Below are 17637 nucleotides of genomic sequence, written 5' to 3'. Positions count from 1 at the left end.
CAAGGGGATGCCGTAATATCCTACAAGCGGGACTGCAGGCTTGAGCTTCCTTGTCTCATCCAGTGCGTTTGGATATACCGCGATTATTCGGTAACCAAGCCTTTGATAAAAGCGTAATGCATCTACATTATCATTATTCACACTCATCGTTATGGATTCGATAAGTGGCTGCGCCGACTCGTTCACCATCCCTCCAAGCAATGATAGGTTCCACGTCTCGGAGATGATGTACTTGGCCCTTGCTTATAACCATTTCGCCGCCCATCTCGCTTATCCACAAAGCTTTCAGCCAATCCCTATCCTCGTCGGTTGAAGCAGCGAGAATTTCGATAACACTCCTATTTTCTTCCATATGCATCACCCTTATTAGTTTATAATTAGCCTGCAGAAAAATTGACTGGATGATAAAAAAAAGCGCGGCAGTCTGCCGCGCTTTCGTTCCTATTTGAATGATGTAATTCTTAAAGTGCTTTAGCTGCGTCTGCAAACTGGCGCGCACGCTCCGTCAGCAGGTCAAACCGCCCGCTGCGCACCCAATCCAAGTTCACAAGCTTGCTCCCCATTCCGACTGCACATGCGCCGGCTTTGAAGTAATCCGCAATGTTGTCCAGATCGACGCCGCCCGTTGCGAGCATCGGGATTTTGTCCAGTGGCGCGCGGATTTCGGACAAGTACTTCCAGCCCAGTGTACCCATCGGGAAGATCTTCACCGCTTCGGCACCGGCTTTCCATGCACGCACGATTTCAGTCGGTGTCATCACGCCGGGCCATACCGGCACGCCGTTCGCATATCCATATTCCACGACCGACTCATCCAAGTTCGGGGAAATCAGAAACTGAGAGCCCGCTGCTACGGCTTCCTTCGCCATATCCAGATCAAGAACGGTTCCTGCGCCAATTCCTGCTTGGTCACCGTATTTATCGCGCCAGCGGTTAATCATACCGGCAGCACCCTCGGTATTCATCGTAATTTCCATCAGGGTAATGCCGCCGCTAATCAGCGCTTCGGCCGCCTGATCTGCATATTGATCCTCGATATAACGAAAAATAGCTACAACCTTCTCTTGCCGTAATCGTTCCAGCATTTGACTCACGTTTAAGCAGCCTCCTCATCACTATGGACAATCCTATAGTTCATTGTAGAACGAGACCTTTGCGAAAATCAATCCAAACCATGCCAATAATCACGCAAAATACGCACAAACACGTTCGGGAACGCAAGCTCCTTCATCTGTTCAGGTCCAATCCAGCGATAGTTGGCCGGCGCTTTCCCTTGTGGCAGTCCATATGATGAGACTGAGTCTGCTGCTAGATGTGCCGGTGCTTCTGCAGGGTTTGCAGCCACGGTCGCACTATCGCTCTCGGCTTGCTGCTGCCAGAATCCGAATTCCGCTCGGAATACCTGCACGTCCCACACGATGTGGCTGAACACATGCTCCGTTTCGCCCCACCAGCTTGTCGGCCTGACAAGCAAGCCTTCATCCGCCGATAACATGCGGCTCAGATAATCGGCTTGTGCCGCATGGAGGTCCATCAGGCTGCCGCCGCTCGCTGGTGCTGCAGCCTCGGCTCCGGCAGCGATGGCATCTGCTGCTGCGGCTGCTTCAAGCTCCGCCGCAGCGGCTGCGCCGGCTTTGGCGCGGCCTTTGCGCTTCGCGCCGCCCTCGCCCGGCAGCGCGAGCACATGCGGCAGCTCCCACATCTGGGCGAGCAAGCCGCTCTCCGGCCGCTGCCGCACGAGCAGCTTGCCTTCATGCGCGCCGCTGCCTGTAATGATAGCGGCGAGCCGCGTTTCCGGCCGCGGCGGCTTCGCCTTCGTCTTGATCGGCAGGATGTGCTCTTTCCCAGCCATCCTGCCTTCGCAGTGCATCATCACCGGGCAAGTCAGACAGCCCGGTGACTTCGGCGTGCACACAAGCGCGCCCAGCTCCATGAGCGCTTGATTGAAGTCTCCCGCTGATCCTTCGGGAATCAGCGTCGCGGCCAGCTTCTCGATGCCGATCCGCGTAGACGGCTTCGCAATGTCTTCTTCCAGGCAGAAATAGCGAGATAACACGCGCATGACATTGCCGTCCACTGCCGGTTCCGGTCGATTAAACGCGATGCTCATGATCGCCCCGGTCGTATACGGCCCTACGCCGCGCAGCGCAGCAACCGCTTCTTTATTATCCGGCACAATGCCGCCGTGGAGGTTTAATACCTCACGCGCCCCGGCCTGCAGATTACGAGCACGCGAGTAATAACCGAGCCCTTCCCAGCACTTCAACACCTCCGGCTCCGGCGCTTCTGCAAGTACGGCAGCTGTCGGGAACTTCTCCATAAATCGTTCATAATACGGAATGACCGTATCCACTCGTGTTTGCTGCAGCATAATTTCCGAGACCCATACTCGGTAGGGATCACGATTCATCCGCCACGGCAAAACACGCTTATTTGCTAAATACCAACTTAGCAGCTCTCTGCTGAAATATTGAGAAGCCTCCGACCCCATGTTTGATTCATCCTCTCGGCCATGCACGACATTTATGATTTGTTCTGTTTTTTGCTCAAATAAATTTGCCGATAGCGGCTCGGCGTTACGCCCGTGTACTGCTTGAACATCCGCGATAAGTAATGATTCTGCATCCCAACCTGCTGAGCAACCTCGGAAATGTTGCATTCCGGCTTCTCCAGCAGCTGCTTGGCCCGCTCCACACGCCGCATGTTCACGTATTGCGTAGGCGCGTACCCGACAATATTTTTGAAATAACCTATAAAATAATTCGGATGGAGATAGGCCAGCCTAGCCAAATCCTCCACGCCGATCTGATCCGATAAATGCAACTCGATATAATCCAGCACCCGGTCGATTTTCTCCAGCGGTTCAACCTGCTGCAGCGACTCTTCGCTGATGCCGCCATATTCCAAATAAATAGCCATAATATCAAACAAAGCTGCTCGAATACGCAGCTCCCTCGTTATCATCGACGATCTGTAAACATCGATCAACCGTTCAAACAACGTCCGCAGGTAAACCTGCTCCGTCGGCTCCACGATGAGCGGCAGTTTAAGCAGATCGAACATTTCCATATCCCCGATGGATGCTCGAAAATTGCACCAATACACCGCATTCGGCGCTGTCCCTGTGTTAAATGATTGCTTACCGGGCGGCAGAAGCAGCAGCTGTCCGGGTTTGGTATGATACAAGCGGCCGCTTTGCATCAGCTCACCTTCACCTTCTATAATGAACCAGAGCCGATAAAATTCAGAAACCTGCTCCATGGCCTGTCCGTTCTTCGGTGCTGAGAATGCCGCGATGGTTACATCCGCTTGAAAGCGGTGAAAATAATTTTGTATGATGGTCTTGTAGGTGTGTTTCATTATTTTTCACCTGCGTCTCCCACTTTTCAGAATTTGCGAGTGTACGCGCATTTCCCTATTATAGCGCACTATTCGACCAAATGAACACCTCGGTCCTGACCTTACTGCCCCGGTTGCACAGGCCGAAGATTCGATAGTAAGTCCACTAACAGGAGGAGGATTACGCTCGCCAATGCGCACTTCTACTACTAGAAACACTGATTTTTCGCGCTTTTTTCCATTGCTTGCATTATCTATCGTGGTTCTGCTAACAGGGTGCGGCTCGTCCTCACCGACTTCAACGGCAGCCTTAAACATGCCAAAGGTATATAAATCCAATTGCATCTCCTGCCATGGATCGGGGCTGCAGGGGCGGATGGGCCCATCAACCAATCTACAGCATGTCGGCAAAAGAATGACCAAGGATCAGATCACCGCTCAAATCAATAAAGGCGGCGGCGGTATGCCTGCCTTCTCCGGGAAGCTTACATCGGACGAAGTGCGGGAGCTGGCAAACTGGCTCAGTGCGAAGAAATAATAAAAAAGACCCTTGTCACAGCGGCATGATGCATATAGCATGATGCTGCTTGAGCAGAGGGTCTTTATCTTTATTTGTGCGTGTTTCGCCTGCCTAGCCGCATTTGGGGCAAACCGGATGCCAAGGTTCCTTCATAATACCATTTGGATGCGCCCATCTTCGGATGAGCCGGAAACAGATCGCCTGCAAGCAGCGGCAGCCAACAGCCCCAAGCGTCACCATACACACCGTCTGCCGGAACAAGCTGTCCGCTCTTATAGTAGCGCTTATCGTTTCGTTCAGAGTGAGTCGTCATGCTTCCACCGTCCCTCTACCCTGTTATTTTTCCTATTGGTTTATTCCAATTATGGGCAAAAGGTGACGATGTTATGCATCCGTTTTCAATCCAGCTGTTCCACGATCACGAAAGCTGAGGCCAGTGACTGATCATGCGTAATCGTAACATGGATGACCGTCTTCTCCTGCATCAAGCCAAGCCGCTTCCAAGCACCATCTGTCAGTCGGCATACCGGCTTTCCACTGTGGTGTCGATCCACCTCGATATCGCGAAAAGAAAGGTTGCTTCCAATGCCGCAGCCAAACGCCTTGGACACCGCTTCCTTCGCCGCGAACCGGCCAGCTGTAAACTCGACCAGCCGTTTTTCGCCCTTCACTTCGGCAAGCTCCAGCTCGCGTTCGGTCAGAATGCGGCGCATAAACTTCGCGCCGCTCTCGCCTTGTATCATTTTGTCCATTCGCTCAAGCGATGAGATGTCATGCCCAATTCCGATAATCACTTCTGCCTACCGCCTTACTTGTGGTTGTGGAGTACCTGTCTTGTCTTCAACTGTTCTTCTGCACTAAGGCAGTATGAACCCGTATTTTCTCCATACTTTTCCCGCCGCTTCGCTTTGCAGGAAACCTAACAGCTCCAAGGTTTGGTCTTGATGCTTCGTTTCTTTCATTACTGCGGCCGGGTACACGATTGGCTTATGGGTTTCTGCGGGCACCGTTAACGCGATGGTAACATTTTTCGATGTCATCGCATCCGTCAAATAGACGAAACCTGCGTCTGCGTTCCCGGTCTCTACGTATGACAGTACTTGCCTAACATCCTTCGTATATACCATCTTCGGCTCGATTACGTCCCAAATGCCTACTTCCGTCAGCGACTGTTTCGTGTAGTTTCCGACCGGAACGCTCTCGGGCTCGCCGATCGCGATTGTCCTGTAGGCGGCATCGGTTAATGTCGTCAGCTCCGAAGGTGCGGCTGTTGTAGTATCCTTCGGCACGATCAATACCAGCTCATTTCGCAGCAAAATCGGGCTTACGCCCACCAGTCCCTTGTCCTGGAGAGCCTCCATCTGCTTCTGGCCCGCGGAAATGTACAGGTCCACCGGAGCACCTTTCTCGATCTGCTGCTGCAGTGTCCCCGAAGCTCCGAAATTGTACGTGATTCGCACATCGGGCCGCTGCTCTTCGTATGTCGTTTTCAGTTCGGTAAGTGCATCCTTCAAGCTCGAGGCCGCGGAGACGGTTAGCTCAACCGGTTGATGCGATTGCTTGCTGCATGAAGACAAGATTGCGCTCAGCAGGAATATGATAATGAACAAACTAGCTATTGGATTAGATGTGTTTCTGTTCATGTGCGAGTTACTCACGCTAGCGGATGACGCCGATATGTGCCAATCTGAAATTCGTCCCTCTGCATTCCGGACCGTCGCCATGCGTGACTTCCAGCTCACATTTGTGCGTGCCTTGCGGCAGATCATCTCCGAGGAAACAGGCTCGATACCATCCGTCATCGCCGCACCATTCCGGGCGCTCGCGCGACATGGTCACCCAGTCTCCATCGTCAAATCGGTAGCGGAATTCAGAGGACATTTTGCCAAAATCAAACCCCAGCGACAGACCGCGACCCTCGAAGGAGAAGGACAGCTTCGCGCCTACAGCGGCCGTTTCCAGCACTTGGTCGATCCATTCATAGAACGGCCAACGGCGGATGACCCATGGCCCTTCGGTTTGTACTTGCGTGAGCGGCAGCAGTTCCGCGGCTCCCCAGTGCTGCGGATGCAGCGGTGCGGGGAGCGAAGCGGTATACGACGTAGCTATGGCCGCCTCCCCCAGTAGCTCATTCTCTAAAAAGGTGATAATGCTCTGCCCGTAACTCAAACTGCCTCTGTGAGTCGGGTGCAAGCCGTCCGGCAGCCACTCTTCCCAGCGCATTCGACCTTTGCGGACTTCTTCAAGAGCGTACAGCCCCATCCACACTGAGCCTGTCCCGTAATGATCGGCGAGTTCCTCCAGCTCGGCGATCGAATCCGGTACGCCTCCCTCGCTCATCACCGCGTACATGTTCTGCATAAACGTATGAGCGAGCACGATATCGCGGTCCCCGTCAGCCAGCAGCTTTCGGAGTAACCCTTCTCTTGTACGCCGTCTTTGATCAGAAGGATCGCCATAATCATTTACCGCATAATCGATAAAAACAAGCTGGCAGCCACGATCAATAAGATCGCGTTTTGCACGGAATACCGCAAGTTCGCTGCCTGTTGCTCCGATTGCAGCATTTTCAACGATGACTCTAACACCAGGGTACTGCTCAACCAGCCAAGCAATAACGGGCTCCGGCCAATTGTGCCGAGGACGCGCATCTGTGATCGAACCTCCGATAAAACCAACCGTCAACTGTCCCTCGGACAGTGCCTTGCGCGTATGTACTAATGGATTGCGATGTTTCCACACGGCTGCATTCATTTGTTGAGCTTCCTCCCCATGAGGTTCTATTGAACTCACACAACTTTGATTCGCGGTGCTGCATCTCCATGATGATTGACGAACGTTACTTTCCTTATCATACCACTTGTGCTATGTAGTTTCATGGCGAAATACATGTACGGCTCCCAGTCTCGTAACACCTTTGAGATTCTCTGCTGGCCGTGGTACAATCATAGCAAATCATCAGGTTGTGAAGCACACACACCGCTCGATTGGACGCGTCTGTCCGATTGTGGCGGTTTTTTTATGCTCATTTTGAGGGAGGACGAGTGGCATGTCGTTTCAAGCTGCATATCAACTATGGATGGATCGTCAGTTGCAGGGACAGAAGGGTGAGGGAAAACACAAACTAGAGGAAGGGCAAGGACATGCCGAGCGACTGTTTCTTCAGCAGGTGTGGTTTCCGGCATTTCGCAATTTCGATCATTTATTCGGTGAATATGAAGTGGCTGACTTCAAGGATGGATCGCGGTACCTGGATTTCGCTTTTATCCGAGAACCAATCAAGCTGGCCATCGAAATCGACGGGTATGGCCCTCATTCAGCCAAAGTCACTCGCTGGCAATTCTCCGACTCCTTGATGCGCCAAAATCACCTCATCATCGACGGTTGGCAGCTCCTGCGCTTCTCCTACGATGACATCAGCGACCGGCCTCGCATGTGCGAGCAGATTCTCCAGCAGTTTATGGGCTGCTGGCTCGGAGGTGTCCACGAACGCGGACGTCCGCACGGAGCCTCGGAGCTTCTCGAGGCGGAAGTTCTTCGCTACGGCCTGCGCTTAAATCGTCCATTACGGCCGCGGGATGTGATGGAGCTTTTGCTGATTAGTAAAGATTGGGCATATGACATTTTGCATCAAATGCACCAGAAAAACTTCCTGATCCCGCAAGGTAAAGGCGAAATAAGGGTCCGCGGCTATGCTGTCAATCGGGAACACTTCGGCGCTTCCCCTCATCGCCTAAAGTGAACTGGCTTATAGTCGTATATCCGCTTATAGCTACCTGAAGGGCGAGATTAGTTGGGTTTCGGCGTTTGTGCGACTCTATTAGCGGTATATCCGCTTATGTGCAGCTTTTCGACCTCTTTTTTCTGCTGTAAGCGGCATATCCGCTTATAGCTACCTAAAAGGGCGAGATTAGTTGGGTTTCGGCGTTTGTGCGACTCTATTAGCGGTATATCCGCCACCAGCCAACCCCAACACAAAAAAAACCGCCCCGCCGAGAGCCGGCGGGGCGGTTTACAATTAGATCCCCGGGATCGGGTCACGTTTGTGAGCGGTTTTGATGAATTGCTTCTCGAGCTTCTGGCGAGTCGCGTCATCGATTTGTTTGCCTTCGAGGTAGGAGCTGTTGTCATCGTAGGTGATGCCGAGCTCGTTCTCGTCAGTTTGGCCATCCCAGAGGCCGGCGGTCGGTGCCTTGGTGACGACTGCGCCCGGTACGCCGAGTGCAGCTGCCAGCTGGCGAACCTGCCGCTTGTTCAAGGACGTGAGCGGCGTAATATCGACCGCGCCGTCGCCCCACTTGGTGTAGAAGCCAGTGACGGCTTCGGATGCATGGTCTGTCCCGACAACGAGCAGATTAAGCTCGAACGCGAGCGCATATTGGGCCACCATGCGGGTACGGGCTTTTACGTTGCCTTTGCCCCCACGGCTGATGTGGCGCGAAATGCCGATCGACTTCATGCTGTGCTCCACTTCAAGGGCAATCTCATCGACGGCCTCTTGAATGTTGGTTTCCACGCGATATTTCAGATTGAACGCTTCCGCAACCGCGTAGCTGTCTGCAATATCCACCTGGTCACCGTAAGGCTGGAACACGCCGAGTGTCATATATTCTTTGCCCGTCTCAGCGGACAATTCATCCGTTGCTTTCTTGCAGAGACCTGTTGCTACCGCGCTATCGATCCCGCCGCTGATCGCAATGAGCAGCCCCGTCGTGCCGGACTTGCGCACGTATTCCTTAAGGAAATCAACCCGGCGGCGAATTTCCTGCTCTGGATCGATTTCAGGCTTTACGCCCAATTGCTTAATAATTTCGTCCTGCAAGCTCATCCCCATGTCTCCTACACCTCTTAACGGCAGAAACGCTCGAAAGCAGATGTCAAATCTGCAGCAATGTCAGCAGCCGAACGGTTCTCGATTTGATGACGTTCAATGAAATGAACAAGCTCTCCGTCTTTCATCAGCGCGATGGAAGGAGAAGACGGCGGGTATGGCGCGAAGAATTCACGCGCTTTAGCAGTTGCTTCTTTATCTTGACCGGCAAATACCGTGTACAGGTGATCCGGAGTGATGTCATGTTGCAATGCTTGCGCAACGCCCGGACGGCATTGACCTGCAGCACAACCGCAAACGGAGTTAACAACGACAAGCGCAGTTCCCTTGGAATCCGTCAATTTAGCAGCAACCTCGTCAGGTGTACGAAGCTCCTCAATTCCGATTCGAGTTAAATCATCGCGCATTGGCTGCACCATATCCACCATGTATTTTTCAAAAGACATCGACATGAATAATCGCTCCTTAAAAGTTCATTTTTCTTTCTATTATACGCCCCGCTCAATTTGAAAGCAAAGAAAAAGCAACCGGACCTGCGCCCGATTGCTCTTTGTTTACCACTTTACTTATCCTCGGCAGGCTCATTCTCCGCAATTCCGGAAGCCGCATTCTTATCTTCATGCAAGAAAATGCCGCCTTGCGGAGCGATCCCTTGTTCAAAATAATCCCGGTTCTCGCTAGTGAGAAACCCGATATCCTTAAACGGATGCACCCACTCACTGCCTGCCATTATGGCCGGATCCGTTTCCTCCGTCCATTGACTGAGCGGAGACTCCGGCGACTCATACTGATGATCGCCGATAACGACGCCGCTGCTGTTCACAAACGGTCCCCGTGGCCCCCTATTATTGCGAAACTCCGGTAGAAAGTTGATTTCGTAAGGATCCAAACCCGGGTCATCCTTGCTGAATGCTAGCGGATAAGCGTCCGAGTCCCGCTCTTTATCCTTGCTCATGCTCAGTCCCCCTTAGTCCGCAGGGCGATTGGGGCCGTCTAATTTCTTGTCGTAGCCTTCCGATTCCGGTGCTTTACCGCTGCTGCGCTGCTTGTTGCTTGCTGCGGCTTCTTGTGCCCCGGCATTGTGCTGCCGTTGTTTGTTTCCCAATGCTGGCACCCCCTTCCACCGCTAGTATGTGCGGGTCGCAATCAGCTTATCCGTCCCATCCTGGGCATGAAAATACCGATGAAAGACAACACGATAAACAGCCATTGCAGCATCGTCAAACCAAAAGTCAATGTCGGTAATGCTCCTGGAGGATAAGCCGCAAACAAACTAACGAACAATCCGCCTATACCCGCGCCAAGCAGGCTAAGCGATGCGGAATCTCCGCTGCCGATTCGGCCTGAAGCTCCGGTTCGAAACAAGATTCCATACACGCAAGCGAGCAGCAGCGCGTAAGGAATTCCATAGGGAAAGTCCGTTAACAACGTCCACACGAAGCAGCCGGGCAAAATCGCGTAAGGCCACACATCCAGCAGCTTCTTCAGCGGAATTTTACGTTTCCAGCCCGTATAAGCGATATACCCGCAAGCAAGAAGAAAGCCGACAACCGTATCGGATGCACTTCCGCGAACGAGAATCAGTGCACTGGGCCGTTCCCACAGGATCTCCGGATCGCGGACAAGAAAAGCCAGCTTCCAGCCAATAATTGTACAAATAACAGCATTCAATCCGGTATCCAGCCAACCGCTCTCACTTTGCAGGGACGATCGCGCAATCCATAGCTTAAACAAGGCCAGCCCGGCTGCCGCAGATAGAAGACTGGCAAGCAGCATCGCATCCAGACGCAGAGGGCCGATTTCGATCACTTCAGACATGTTCTGCTCTCCTTAGTAGCTGCTCAGAGCTGCGGCCGCTTCATTATGATTACGGGTTCTGTCGATCTTAACGATGAACGTCGTGCCGATTCCTTCTTTGGAATCCACATGTATGCCACCGCCGTGACGCTCGATAATACTCAGACATAATGGTAAGCCAAGGCCGGTACCGCGGGATTTTGTCGTAAAGAAAGGTTCGAACAGATGCTCCAGCTTCTCCTTCGGAATCCCGCTTCCGTTATCATTTACTCGAAGCTCCACATAATCCGTGTGCGACTCCGTCTGGATCGTGAGCACGCCATGCTGATCCATTGCCTCCATCCCGTTGCGGGCCAGGTTCAAGATCAGCTGCTTCATTTCTTTCTCATTCAGCATTAAGGACGGTATCCGCTCAGCCAAACGAAGCTCAATCGACTGTCCGCGCAAATTGGCATCTGCCCAGAGCAGCGGCATAATCTCGTTTAAGATATCATGCAAGGAGCAGTTTTCTTTCTCAATGATCCGATTCTGTGCCAGAGAGAGAAAGTCATTAATGATACTGTTTGCTCGGTCAAGCTCGTCCATTACAATACGGAAATATTCACGCTGATGCTCCGGACTCCGCTCTCGCATTAATTGGACAAAGCCGCGAATAACAGCCATCGGGTTCCGGATTTCGTGGGTAATACTGGCCGCCATTTGCCCGACCAAACTCAATCGTTCCATCCGCCCAATCTCATCGCGCAGACGGCTTAGCTCGGTTATATCGTGAGCGATGAGAGCGGCTCCGATGATTTCATTATTTTGCATATCACGCACACAGATGCCGGAGTTAACGTACATTTTGCCTTGCTCCTGCACGTACTCCGTCGTCAGCCGATGCCCGTTGAGCGCCTGATAGAGCAGCCTGCCCAGAACATCCTTCTCGATATGATCGTACATAATCGTGAATGGTTGGCCGAGCAGCTCATGTCGCGATTTGCCGCCTACTTTATCGCGCAGCAGGTGGATCGCCATCTCGTTGATATGCGTAATGGTCCCCTGCTGATCGACGAAGATAACGCCGAGCGGCGTTTCATCAATAAATTGCTGCAGCTTCTGAACCTCGATGCGATAGTTATTGGAAATGCCATTGAGTTCATACGCAACCATTTGCCTGCGGATAAAATTATCGGCAAAGGATAACGTCATCCACATGAGTATGAAGTAGAAAAGCTCATGGCCTATGATGTAGAAGAGGTCGGTGGAGGTCAGGTCTGGTTGTTCGGCGCGGTAATAATAAATGAATGCGCTTGCGCGAATCACCAAAATCACTGCTGTAGAAGCCAATACAATCGCGAGCTTCCGTTGTCTGGAGAAGTCCAGAAATCCTTTATGATACTTATAAATAATGGGGAGAAGCAGAAGCAGCATGCCAATAACGTCGATCCAAGTCCATAATCCGTCCATCATATAAAGTTCCGAAGCGATGAAAATGGCTGCCAGTGGAATCAACACTCCGAGGCCGCCATACAACGAACCCAGCAAGAGCGGCACATAGTGATAATCCAAGTAAAACTCTTTAATTTCGACACAGACCCCGAGTCCAAGAAGGACGCAAGCACCACAGATGAGGATGAGAACGTTGGGAATATTTTTGCGCGGTTTCGAATAATCGTACCAAATTTGAAAGGCGAATACAGGCAATAATGCTACGATAATTTGCAGGAGTATTAGCTTCCACACAAAAACAAGTCCCACCTTCCTACTAGCTCCTAGAAACCCAGTATATGTAATAGAGAAAACCTGTTAATCCGATTAAAACATAGGTCTTGGAAATTTACAACGTTTCAAAATGGTAGTTTTCAAACTGACTAGTGAGTAGACGCGGCATGTTCGGGGTAGTATGATAAATAACGGCAAATCGCAGTATTATTCGGTAAATAATTAGCGAAATTCGTGGACATGGTCCCACTCTATAAAGGCGGAATACTAGAAATGAAATCCTATGATATTATCATCGTCGGTGCAGGCTCTGCCGGTCTGATGGCTGCTGTCGCAGCCGGCAAGCTCGGTGCCAGCATACTGCTGCTCGACAAAGGAGACAAGCTCGGGCGCAAGCTCGGCATCTCCGGCGGCGGACGCTGTAATGTAACGAACAATAAAGATACCGACGAGCTTATCAAAAACATCCCCGGCAACGGGCGCTTCCTTCACAGCGCACTGAGCAATTTCTCCAATAAACAGATCATCGCGTTCTTCGAGGGACTTGGCATCGCGCTTAAAGAGGAAGATAACGGCCGCATGTTCCCCGTTTCGGACAAAGCGAAGACGGTAGTCGATGCCTTGGTTGGCCAAGTGAAACGCTACGACGTGGACTTGCTCGTCAACTCACCGGTTGCGAGTGTGCTATATGATGAAGAGAAAGTGCTTGGCGTTAAGCTTGCCAGCGGCAAACGAATCGACGGCAGCGCCGTTATCGTCGCTGTCGGAGGCAAATCGGTGCCTCACACAGGCTCGACCGGAGATGGATACGCGTGGGCAGAAGCAGCAGGACACACCATAACGCCGTTATTCCCGACTGAGGTTCCGCTGACATCGAAGGAAGATTTTATCGTGAAACGGGAGATTCAAGGACTTGCTTTAAGAGACGTCGCGCTCAGCGTCCATAATGAGAAAGGCAAATCGATCATCACGCACCGAGGCGACATGCTGTTTACGCACTTCGGGATCTCTGGCCCGATTGTGCTGCGCTGCAGTCAATTCGTCGTGAAGCAGCGGGTCAAAACCAAAGCCCCCGTTCAGCTAACGATCGACTTCTTCCCGGACTTAACCGTAGAGGATCTCTACAATCAAACCTTGAATGCGGCAAAATCGGAATCCAAGAAAGCCATTATCAATGTGCTCAAAGGTTATGTGCCTGAACGCATTCTACCGATTGTGCTTGGACGAACTACACTCGATCCCTATGTCACCTATGATAATATTCCAAAACAAGAGTGGCGTGAGCTCAGCAAACTCATGAAAGCATTCCCGATCTACGTTAACGGGACTTTATCGATAGAAGAAGCTTTCGTTACGGGCGGCGGCGTGAATTTGAAAGAAATAGATCCGAAGACGATGCAGTCTAAATGCAAAGAAGGACTCTACTTCTGCGGCGAGATCCTGGATATCCATGGCTATACCGGCGGCTACAACATCACGGCTGCTTTCTCGACCGGCTATACTGCAGGCAGTCATGCCGCGATGCAGACCGGTGCGAGTGTATAGATTATCACAGCACAAAATGACGGCGATAAGGGGAACCCTATTGCCGCCATTTTTTTTAATTTAGCCCCATCAGCCCTTCACACCGCTAAACAAAATCCCCTTTTCCAGCGCGCCTTGCGTGCCCATAAATACGAGCAGCAGCGGCAGAATGGAGATGACACCGCTCGCGCTGATCCAGTTGGGCCGCGGGTTCTGTCCGCTTTGCATATCGTTCATCGCCACCGTGAAAGTCCAATTATGCGGCGACCTCGATACAACGTAAGGCCAGAGGAAATCATTCCATACCGGAATAAAGGTCAGTACAGCCACGATCGTAAAGACCGGAACAGACATCGGAACGACAATACGCAGGAAGATTCGAAGCTCCGAAGCCCCATCTACGCGTGCTGCTTGAAGCAGTTCCATGGGCAATTGATCAAAGAACCCTTTGAACAAGAAGATGACGAACCCCCATGCAAAATGCGGCAGTATAATCGCCCAGATATTGTCCACGAGGCCAAGCTTCTGCATAAGCAAATATTGCGGAATGAGCACGGATACGCTCGGGATCATAATTGTGGCGAGGAAATACATCAGGACGATGAACCGAATTCTGCGATTCGGAATGAGCTGTGACAGCGCATAGCTGGACAATGCCCCGAAGAAGAGCTGCCACGCGATAACCACCATACAAATGATGAGGCTGTTAAGGAAGAAATGATAGAATCCGAGGCTGCCCGCTGTTTCCACCGCAAGTAGATTCAAGCTTCGAAAGCTATCGAACAAACGCAGCCAATTACGAGATTGCTCCATTGCCACCACTTTGCCGTCCAGTAATCCACTTTCGTCGAAATAAGCTAGCAGCTGCGCACTCAGCGACTCTCCGGATAAGTAAGGCTGCCCACGATACGTATCTCCTTCCGAAATCCCATACCACGCGAAGTCCGATAGACGGCGATCTCGAATTTGGGTCAGCTTCGTATTCATGATTTTATCGGAGAAACGATCGGTTGACACGATAAAGGGCTGACCGACATAGAACTCCGCTGCGGTGGTTTTCGCCCTGTACAGCTTGAGCCCGTCCTTAATGCCGATGACGGTAATCTCCCCGATATTGTCCCGCATGAAGGCTCGCCACGGATACCAGATCGCTTTCATCGCATCTTTCTCATAGAACGTCTGCTCTCTATTCGCTTGCCCGGAGTAATCCAGCGTCAGCTCAATCGAATGCGGAATCCTCGGGAGAAATCTCGGTGTCGTCGATTCAATCGATTCGTTATCCATGACGGACGTTACGAGCAGCCAAACCAGCGGAAGCAGTCCAAGCACGACGAACACGATCGTAACCAGATAGGAAGCGACGTCCAGCTTGCGCTCGCCCTTTTCCACAATGCGGTTAGGTCTCATTACATTCAGTCGTCCTCTCTTTGCAAACGGAATTGAATCACGGTCAGGACGGCGATCAAGAGGAACATGAAGAAGGAGAGCGCCGCCGAAACGCCGAATCTCGATTGCTCGAAGGCCGTCTTCTGAATCATCAGCGCCACGACTAGCGAGGCATCTGCCGGTCCGCCTTGCGTCATGACAAAAATAGTATCAAACGACAGCAGGACACCTGACATAAACCCAACGAACTGAATGATAATGACAAACGATAGGTTCGGCAAAATCATAATCAGCATGCGCCGCCAAGGTCCGCAGCCGTCAATTTTCGCTGCTTCGAATAGCTCGGATGAAATGGATTTGATGGCTGCATAATAGAGCAGCACACCGATACCGCCGCTGGCGAAGAAGCCCGGCAGTACAATCGCAAGTTTGGTCATGCGGAGGTCGTTCAGAAAACCATACGGGCCGAGCCCGAGCTTGCCTAGCAGATAGTTGAACAACCCATGATCGGGATTATACATCCACTTCCACAGCAACGCGCCTGCAACAAGCGGCAGCACATTCGGAATTTGATAGAGCACCAGATAGAGTCCGCTAAGCCGCTTAAGATGACTGAGGAAAAGCGCCTGTACGATCGGAACCCAGAATACGAGCAGCACCGACAGGCCGAAGAATACAAAGGTGTTCTTCATCGCAACCCAGAAGGTGTGACTGCTGAGAAACTCGAAATAGTTGCCAAGGCCGACAAATTTGCCGGGCGGCGTCATAATATCGTAATTAAAGAGACTGATATAGACCGCTTTGAACAGCAAATAATATTTGAATATGAAAAATACGACGACAGAAGGAAGCAGGAACAAAATCGGTGTCCACGGGATCTTCCATTTATTCACCATTTCCTCACCACCTACTTGCTGCACCGTGCCGCTCCATTAAATCGTCAAGCCGCGCGGCGCGGTGCAGTAATGAATTGCTCTGATTAGATCAGATCAGCTATTTGACACCTGCCAAAATATCGCTGTTATACTTATCGATCACTTCCTTCTGGGCAAGTGCTTCAGCCGCCTTGAGCTCTGTGGCCGGATCGGCGCTTGGATCAAGCAGAATCTTCTGAATCGGCTTCACGAGGTAGCTGCTCAGGCTGCTTTTCAAATAATATTCCAGATGTTTGTCCCTTGCCGTCGCCTGGACAGCCGCTACATAATCGGGAGGTAAATCCTTGACCCATTTCGTTACGTCGAAGTCTTTGACAATGGACAACGGATTAATTGCAAAACCATTGTCCAAGCAGAATTGCGCCCATGCATCCATATGCTCCTTCGAGAGGAAGAACATCGCATATTCAAATGCGGCCTTCTGCTGCTCCGGCGTCGATTTCGGATTCAGCATCCAGAAGTTCCCGCCTACTTGCGAAGGTGCTCTGCCTGAAGGGCCGATTGGGAAAGGGGTAAACCCGATATCCTCCGCTTTCATCCCTTGCTTCAAGAAGTTGCCGAAGCTGTCGGAGCTGCCAAGTATCATCGCGGAACGACCGGTGTAGAAGTCTCGCAAATTCTCGTTATAATCTTGAACGACGTTCTTCTGCGTCACTTTATGCGTCCACTTCAGGTCTTTATAATATTGGAGCGCCTTCACGGCCGCATCCGAGCTGAACTTCAGCTTAACGGTCCCATTAGGTTGAAGCTCCGTCAAGTCGCCGCCTGCCTGCCATACATAATATTCGAAATGCCAATCTGCCCAGTCCATGCCCAGAATATCGAAGCCGATCGTGTCCGGATTATACTGCTGCACCTTCTTGGCTGCCTCTGCAAATTCATCCCACGTCCTAGGTGGACTGTCTATCCCCGCTTTCTTGAACATCGACTTGTTGTAGAGTAAGCCTGATGAATACATGAAGCTTGGAATGCCGTAAATTCGGCCGTCCTTCGTTGCCAGATCAAACGCGCCGTCGATGAAACGGCGCTTATCCGGCGAGTTATTCATCATCTCCGTAATGTCTGCGGCAATTCCCTTCTGCATATAGAGCTGCATGTCCGGGAACGGCTGCTCCATCACATCGGGTCCTTCTCCGCCTGCAACCGCTGTCATAAATTTCTCGCGAACATTCGTCTGGAACGCTTCGACATGCTTAACCTTAATGTTCGGATGAAGCTCCTCGAATCGCTTGAACCGGCTCTCTACGAATGGCTTGCCGGGATCGTCCGGCGCCGGTTGATCCCAAGCGGTAATCTCGATGATCGGCTCCGTCTCATCCATTGAGGAATCTAAGGCAGCTTCATTATTCTCTGCCGCCACAGTCCCATTGTTACCCTCGCCTACAGCCGAACCCGAAAGATGATTATTGGCATTACATGCGCTAAGCAGTACTGAGCATAAGGCAGTTGCCAGTATGAAAGTGGACAGCCTGTTAGGAATCTCCGGCTTTCTCATTCCTTACCTCCTGATCGTAAACAGCACGGTCACCATCACCGCCGCCGGTTACAGGTTAATCATAGCTGGATCGGCTGAACTCGTTAATGGAAATAACGAACTTATG

At 51.6% G+C, this 17637-nt stretch carries 19 protein-coding genes; 3 read left to right on the top strand and 16 right to left on the bottom strand.

The genetic code is table 11. The features are described 5' to 3' along the window. Positions 1-461: 461 nt before the first annotated feature. From AC50Y3_RS07760 to AC50Y3_RS07750, 3 genes are all read right to left on the bottom strand, one after another. Complete coding sequence (locus AC50Y3_RS07760; RefSeq protein ID WP_494818200.1) at positions 462-1094, bottom strand: bifunctional 4-hydroxy-2-oxoglutarate aldolase/2-dehydro-3-deoxy-phosphogluconate aldolase; 633 nt, start codon at positions 1092-1094, stop codon at positions 462-464. Positions 1095-1162: 68 nt separating this feature from the next. Next, complete coding sequence (gene mutY / locus AC50Y3_RS07755) at positions 1163-2491, bottom strand: A/G-specific adenine glycosylase (protein WP_494818199.1); 1329 nt, start codon at positions 2489-2491, stop codon at positions 1163-1165. A 32-nt stretch (positions 2492-2523) separates the two neighbouring features. Further along, complete coding sequence (locus AC50Y3_RS07750) at positions 2524-3360, bottom strand: AraC family transcriptional regulator (protein WP_494818198.1); 837 nt, start codon at positions 3358-3360, stop codon at positions 2524-2526. Positions 3361-3655: 295 nt separating this feature from the next. Between AC50Y3_RS07750 and AC50Y3_RS07745 the strand changes: the two genes are divergently transcribed. Then, positions 3656-3877 carry a c-type cytochrome gene (locus AC50Y3_RS07745; RefSeq protein ID WP_494818197.1) on the top strand — a complete coding sequence of 74 codons (222 nt, stop codon included), beginning with the start codon at positions 3656-3658 and terminating at the stop codon, positions 3875-3877. A 70-nt stretch (positions 3878-3947) separates the two neighbouring features. On the opposite strand, the gene AC50Y3_RS07740 is transcribed toward AC50Y3_RS07745, so the two are convergent. From AC50Y3_RS07740 to AC50Y3_RS07725, 4 genes are all read right to left on the bottom strand, one after another. Next, positions 3948-4172, bottom strand: a complete 225-nt coding sequence (locus AC50Y3_RS07740) for a hypothetical protein (RefSeq protein WP_494818196.1) — start codon at positions 4170-4172, stop codon at positions 3948-3950. Positions 4173-4257: 85 nt separating this feature from the next. Continuing rightward, the gene (gene acpS, locus AC50Y3_RS07735; RefSeq protein WP_494818195.1) at positions 4258-4653 is read right to left on the bottom strand and encodes a holo-ACP synthase; all 396 of its coding nucleotides are present in this window, start codon (positions 4651-4653) and stop codon (positions 4258-4260) included. A 63-nt stretch (positions 4654-4716) separates the two neighbouring features. Next, positions 4717-5502, bottom strand: coding sequence for a molybdate ABC transporter substrate-binding protein (gene modA, locus AC50Y3_RS07730; protein WP_494818194.1), 786 nt, complete (start codon positions 5500-5502; stop codon positions 4717-4719). Between the two features lie 16 nt (positions 5503-5518). Continuing rightward, on the bottom strand, positions 5519-6613 hold the full coding sequence (locus AC50Y3_RS07725) for an SGNH/GDSL hydrolase family protein (RefSeq protein ID WP_494818193.1): 1095 nt from the start codon (positions 6611-6613) through the stop codon (positions 5519-5521). Positions 6614-6908: 295 nt separating this feature from the next. Here AC50Y3_RS07725 and AC50Y3_RS07720 point away from each other — a divergent pair, with 295 nt between their 5' ends. After that, positions 6909-7601 carry a putative endonuclease domain-containing protein gene (locus AC50Y3_RS07720; protein ID WP_494818192.1) on the top strand — a complete coding sequence of 231 codons (693 nt, stop codon included), beginning with the start codon at positions 6909-6911 and terminating at the stop codon, positions 7599-7601. A 276-nt stretch (positions 7602-7877) separates the two neighbouring features. Here the strand turns inward: AC50Y3_RS07720 and nadE are convergent, their stop codons facing one another. The 6 genes from nadE to AC50Y3_RS07690 all read right to left on the bottom strand — a co-directional run bounded on the left by nadE (position 7878) and on the right by AC50Y3_RS07690 (position 12212). Continuing rightward, positions 7878-8687 carry an NAD(+) synthase gene (gene nadE / locus AC50Y3_RS07715; RefSeq protein WP_494818191.1) on the bottom strand — a complete coding sequence of 270 codons (810 nt, stop codon included), beginning with the start codon at positions 8685-8687 and terminating at the stop codon, positions 7878-7880. Positions 8688-8707: 20 nt separating this feature from the next. After that, on the bottom strand, positions 8708-9142 hold the full coding sequence (locus AC50Y3_RS07710; RefSeq protein WP_091221603.1) for a BrxA/BrxB family bacilliredoxin: 435 nt from the start codon (positions 9140-9142) through the stop codon (positions 8708-8710). A 110-nt stretch (positions 9143-9252) separates the two neighbouring features. Next, positions 9253-9645 (bottom strand): DUF3905 domain-containing protein, encoded by a 393-nt coding sequence (locus AC50Y3_RS07705; RefSeq protein ID WP_494818190.1) that lies wholly within the window; start codon positions 9643-9645, stop codon positions 9253-9255. 12 nt (positions 9646-9657) lie between these two features. After that, the gene (locus AC50Y3_RS07700; RefSeq protein ID WP_494818189.1) at positions 9658-9795 is read right to left on the bottom strand and encodes a hypothetical protein; all 138 of its coding nucleotides are present in this window, start codon (positions 9793-9795) and stop codon (positions 9658-9660) included. A 41-nt stretch (positions 9796-9836) separates the two neighbouring features. Beyond that, positions 9837-10508 (bottom strand): hypothetical protein, encoded by a 672-nt coding sequence (locus tag AC50Y3_RS07695; protein ID WP_494818188.1) that lies wholly within the window; start codon positions 10506-10508, stop codon positions 9837-9839. 12 nt (positions 10509-10520) lie between these two features. Next, positions 10521-12212, bottom strand: coding sequence for a two-component system sensor histidine kinase NtrB (locus tag AC50Y3_RS07690; RefSeq protein ID WP_494818187.1), 1692 nt, complete (start codon positions 12210-12212; stop codon positions 10521-10523). A 219-nt stretch (positions 12213-12431) separates the two neighbouring features. On the opposite strand from AC50Y3_RS07690, the gene AC50Y3_RS07685 reads away from it, so the two are divergent. Further along, the gene (locus AC50Y3_RS07685; RefSeq protein ID WP_494818186.1) at positions 12432-13736 is read left to right on the top strand and encodes a BaiN/RdsA family NAD(P)/FAD-dependent oxidoreductase; all 1305 of its coding nucleotides are present in this window, start codon (positions 12432-12434) and stop codon (positions 13734-13736) included. A gap of 69 nt (positions 13737-13805) precedes the next feature. On the opposite strand, the gene AC50Y3_RS07680 is transcribed toward AC50Y3_RS07685, so the two are convergent. The 3 genes from AC50Y3_RS07680 to AC50Y3_RS07670 form a co-directional block, all read right to left on the bottom strand. Continuing rightward, positions 13806-15122: a carbohydrate ABC transporter permease gene (locus AC50Y3_RS07680; RefSeq protein WP_494818185.1), complete on the bottom strand. Its 1317-nt coding sequence runs from the start codon at positions 15120-15122 to the stop codon at positions 13806-13808. Positions 15123-15127: 5 nt separating this feature from the next. Next, positions 15128-15997 carry a carbohydrate ABC transporter permease gene (locus AC50Y3_RS07675; protein ID WP_494818184.1) on the bottom strand — a complete coding sequence of 290 codons (870 nt, stop codon included), beginning with the start codon at positions 15995-15997 and terminating at the stop codon, positions 15128-15130. Positions 15998-16094: 97 nt separating this feature from the next. After that, positions 16095-17531 carry an extracellular solute-binding protein gene (locus AC50Y3_RS07670; protein WP_494818183.1) on the bottom strand — a complete coding sequence of 479 codons (1437 nt, stop codon included), beginning with the start codon at positions 17529-17531 and terminating at the stop codon, positions 16095-16097. Between the last annotated feature and the right edge of the window lie 106 nt (positions 17532-17637).

The organism is Paenibacillus sp. J22R98 (assembly GCF_059383835.1).
Note: the sequence above shows the minus strand (reverse complement) of the source record. Positions and strands in the feature narration are given on the sequence as shown.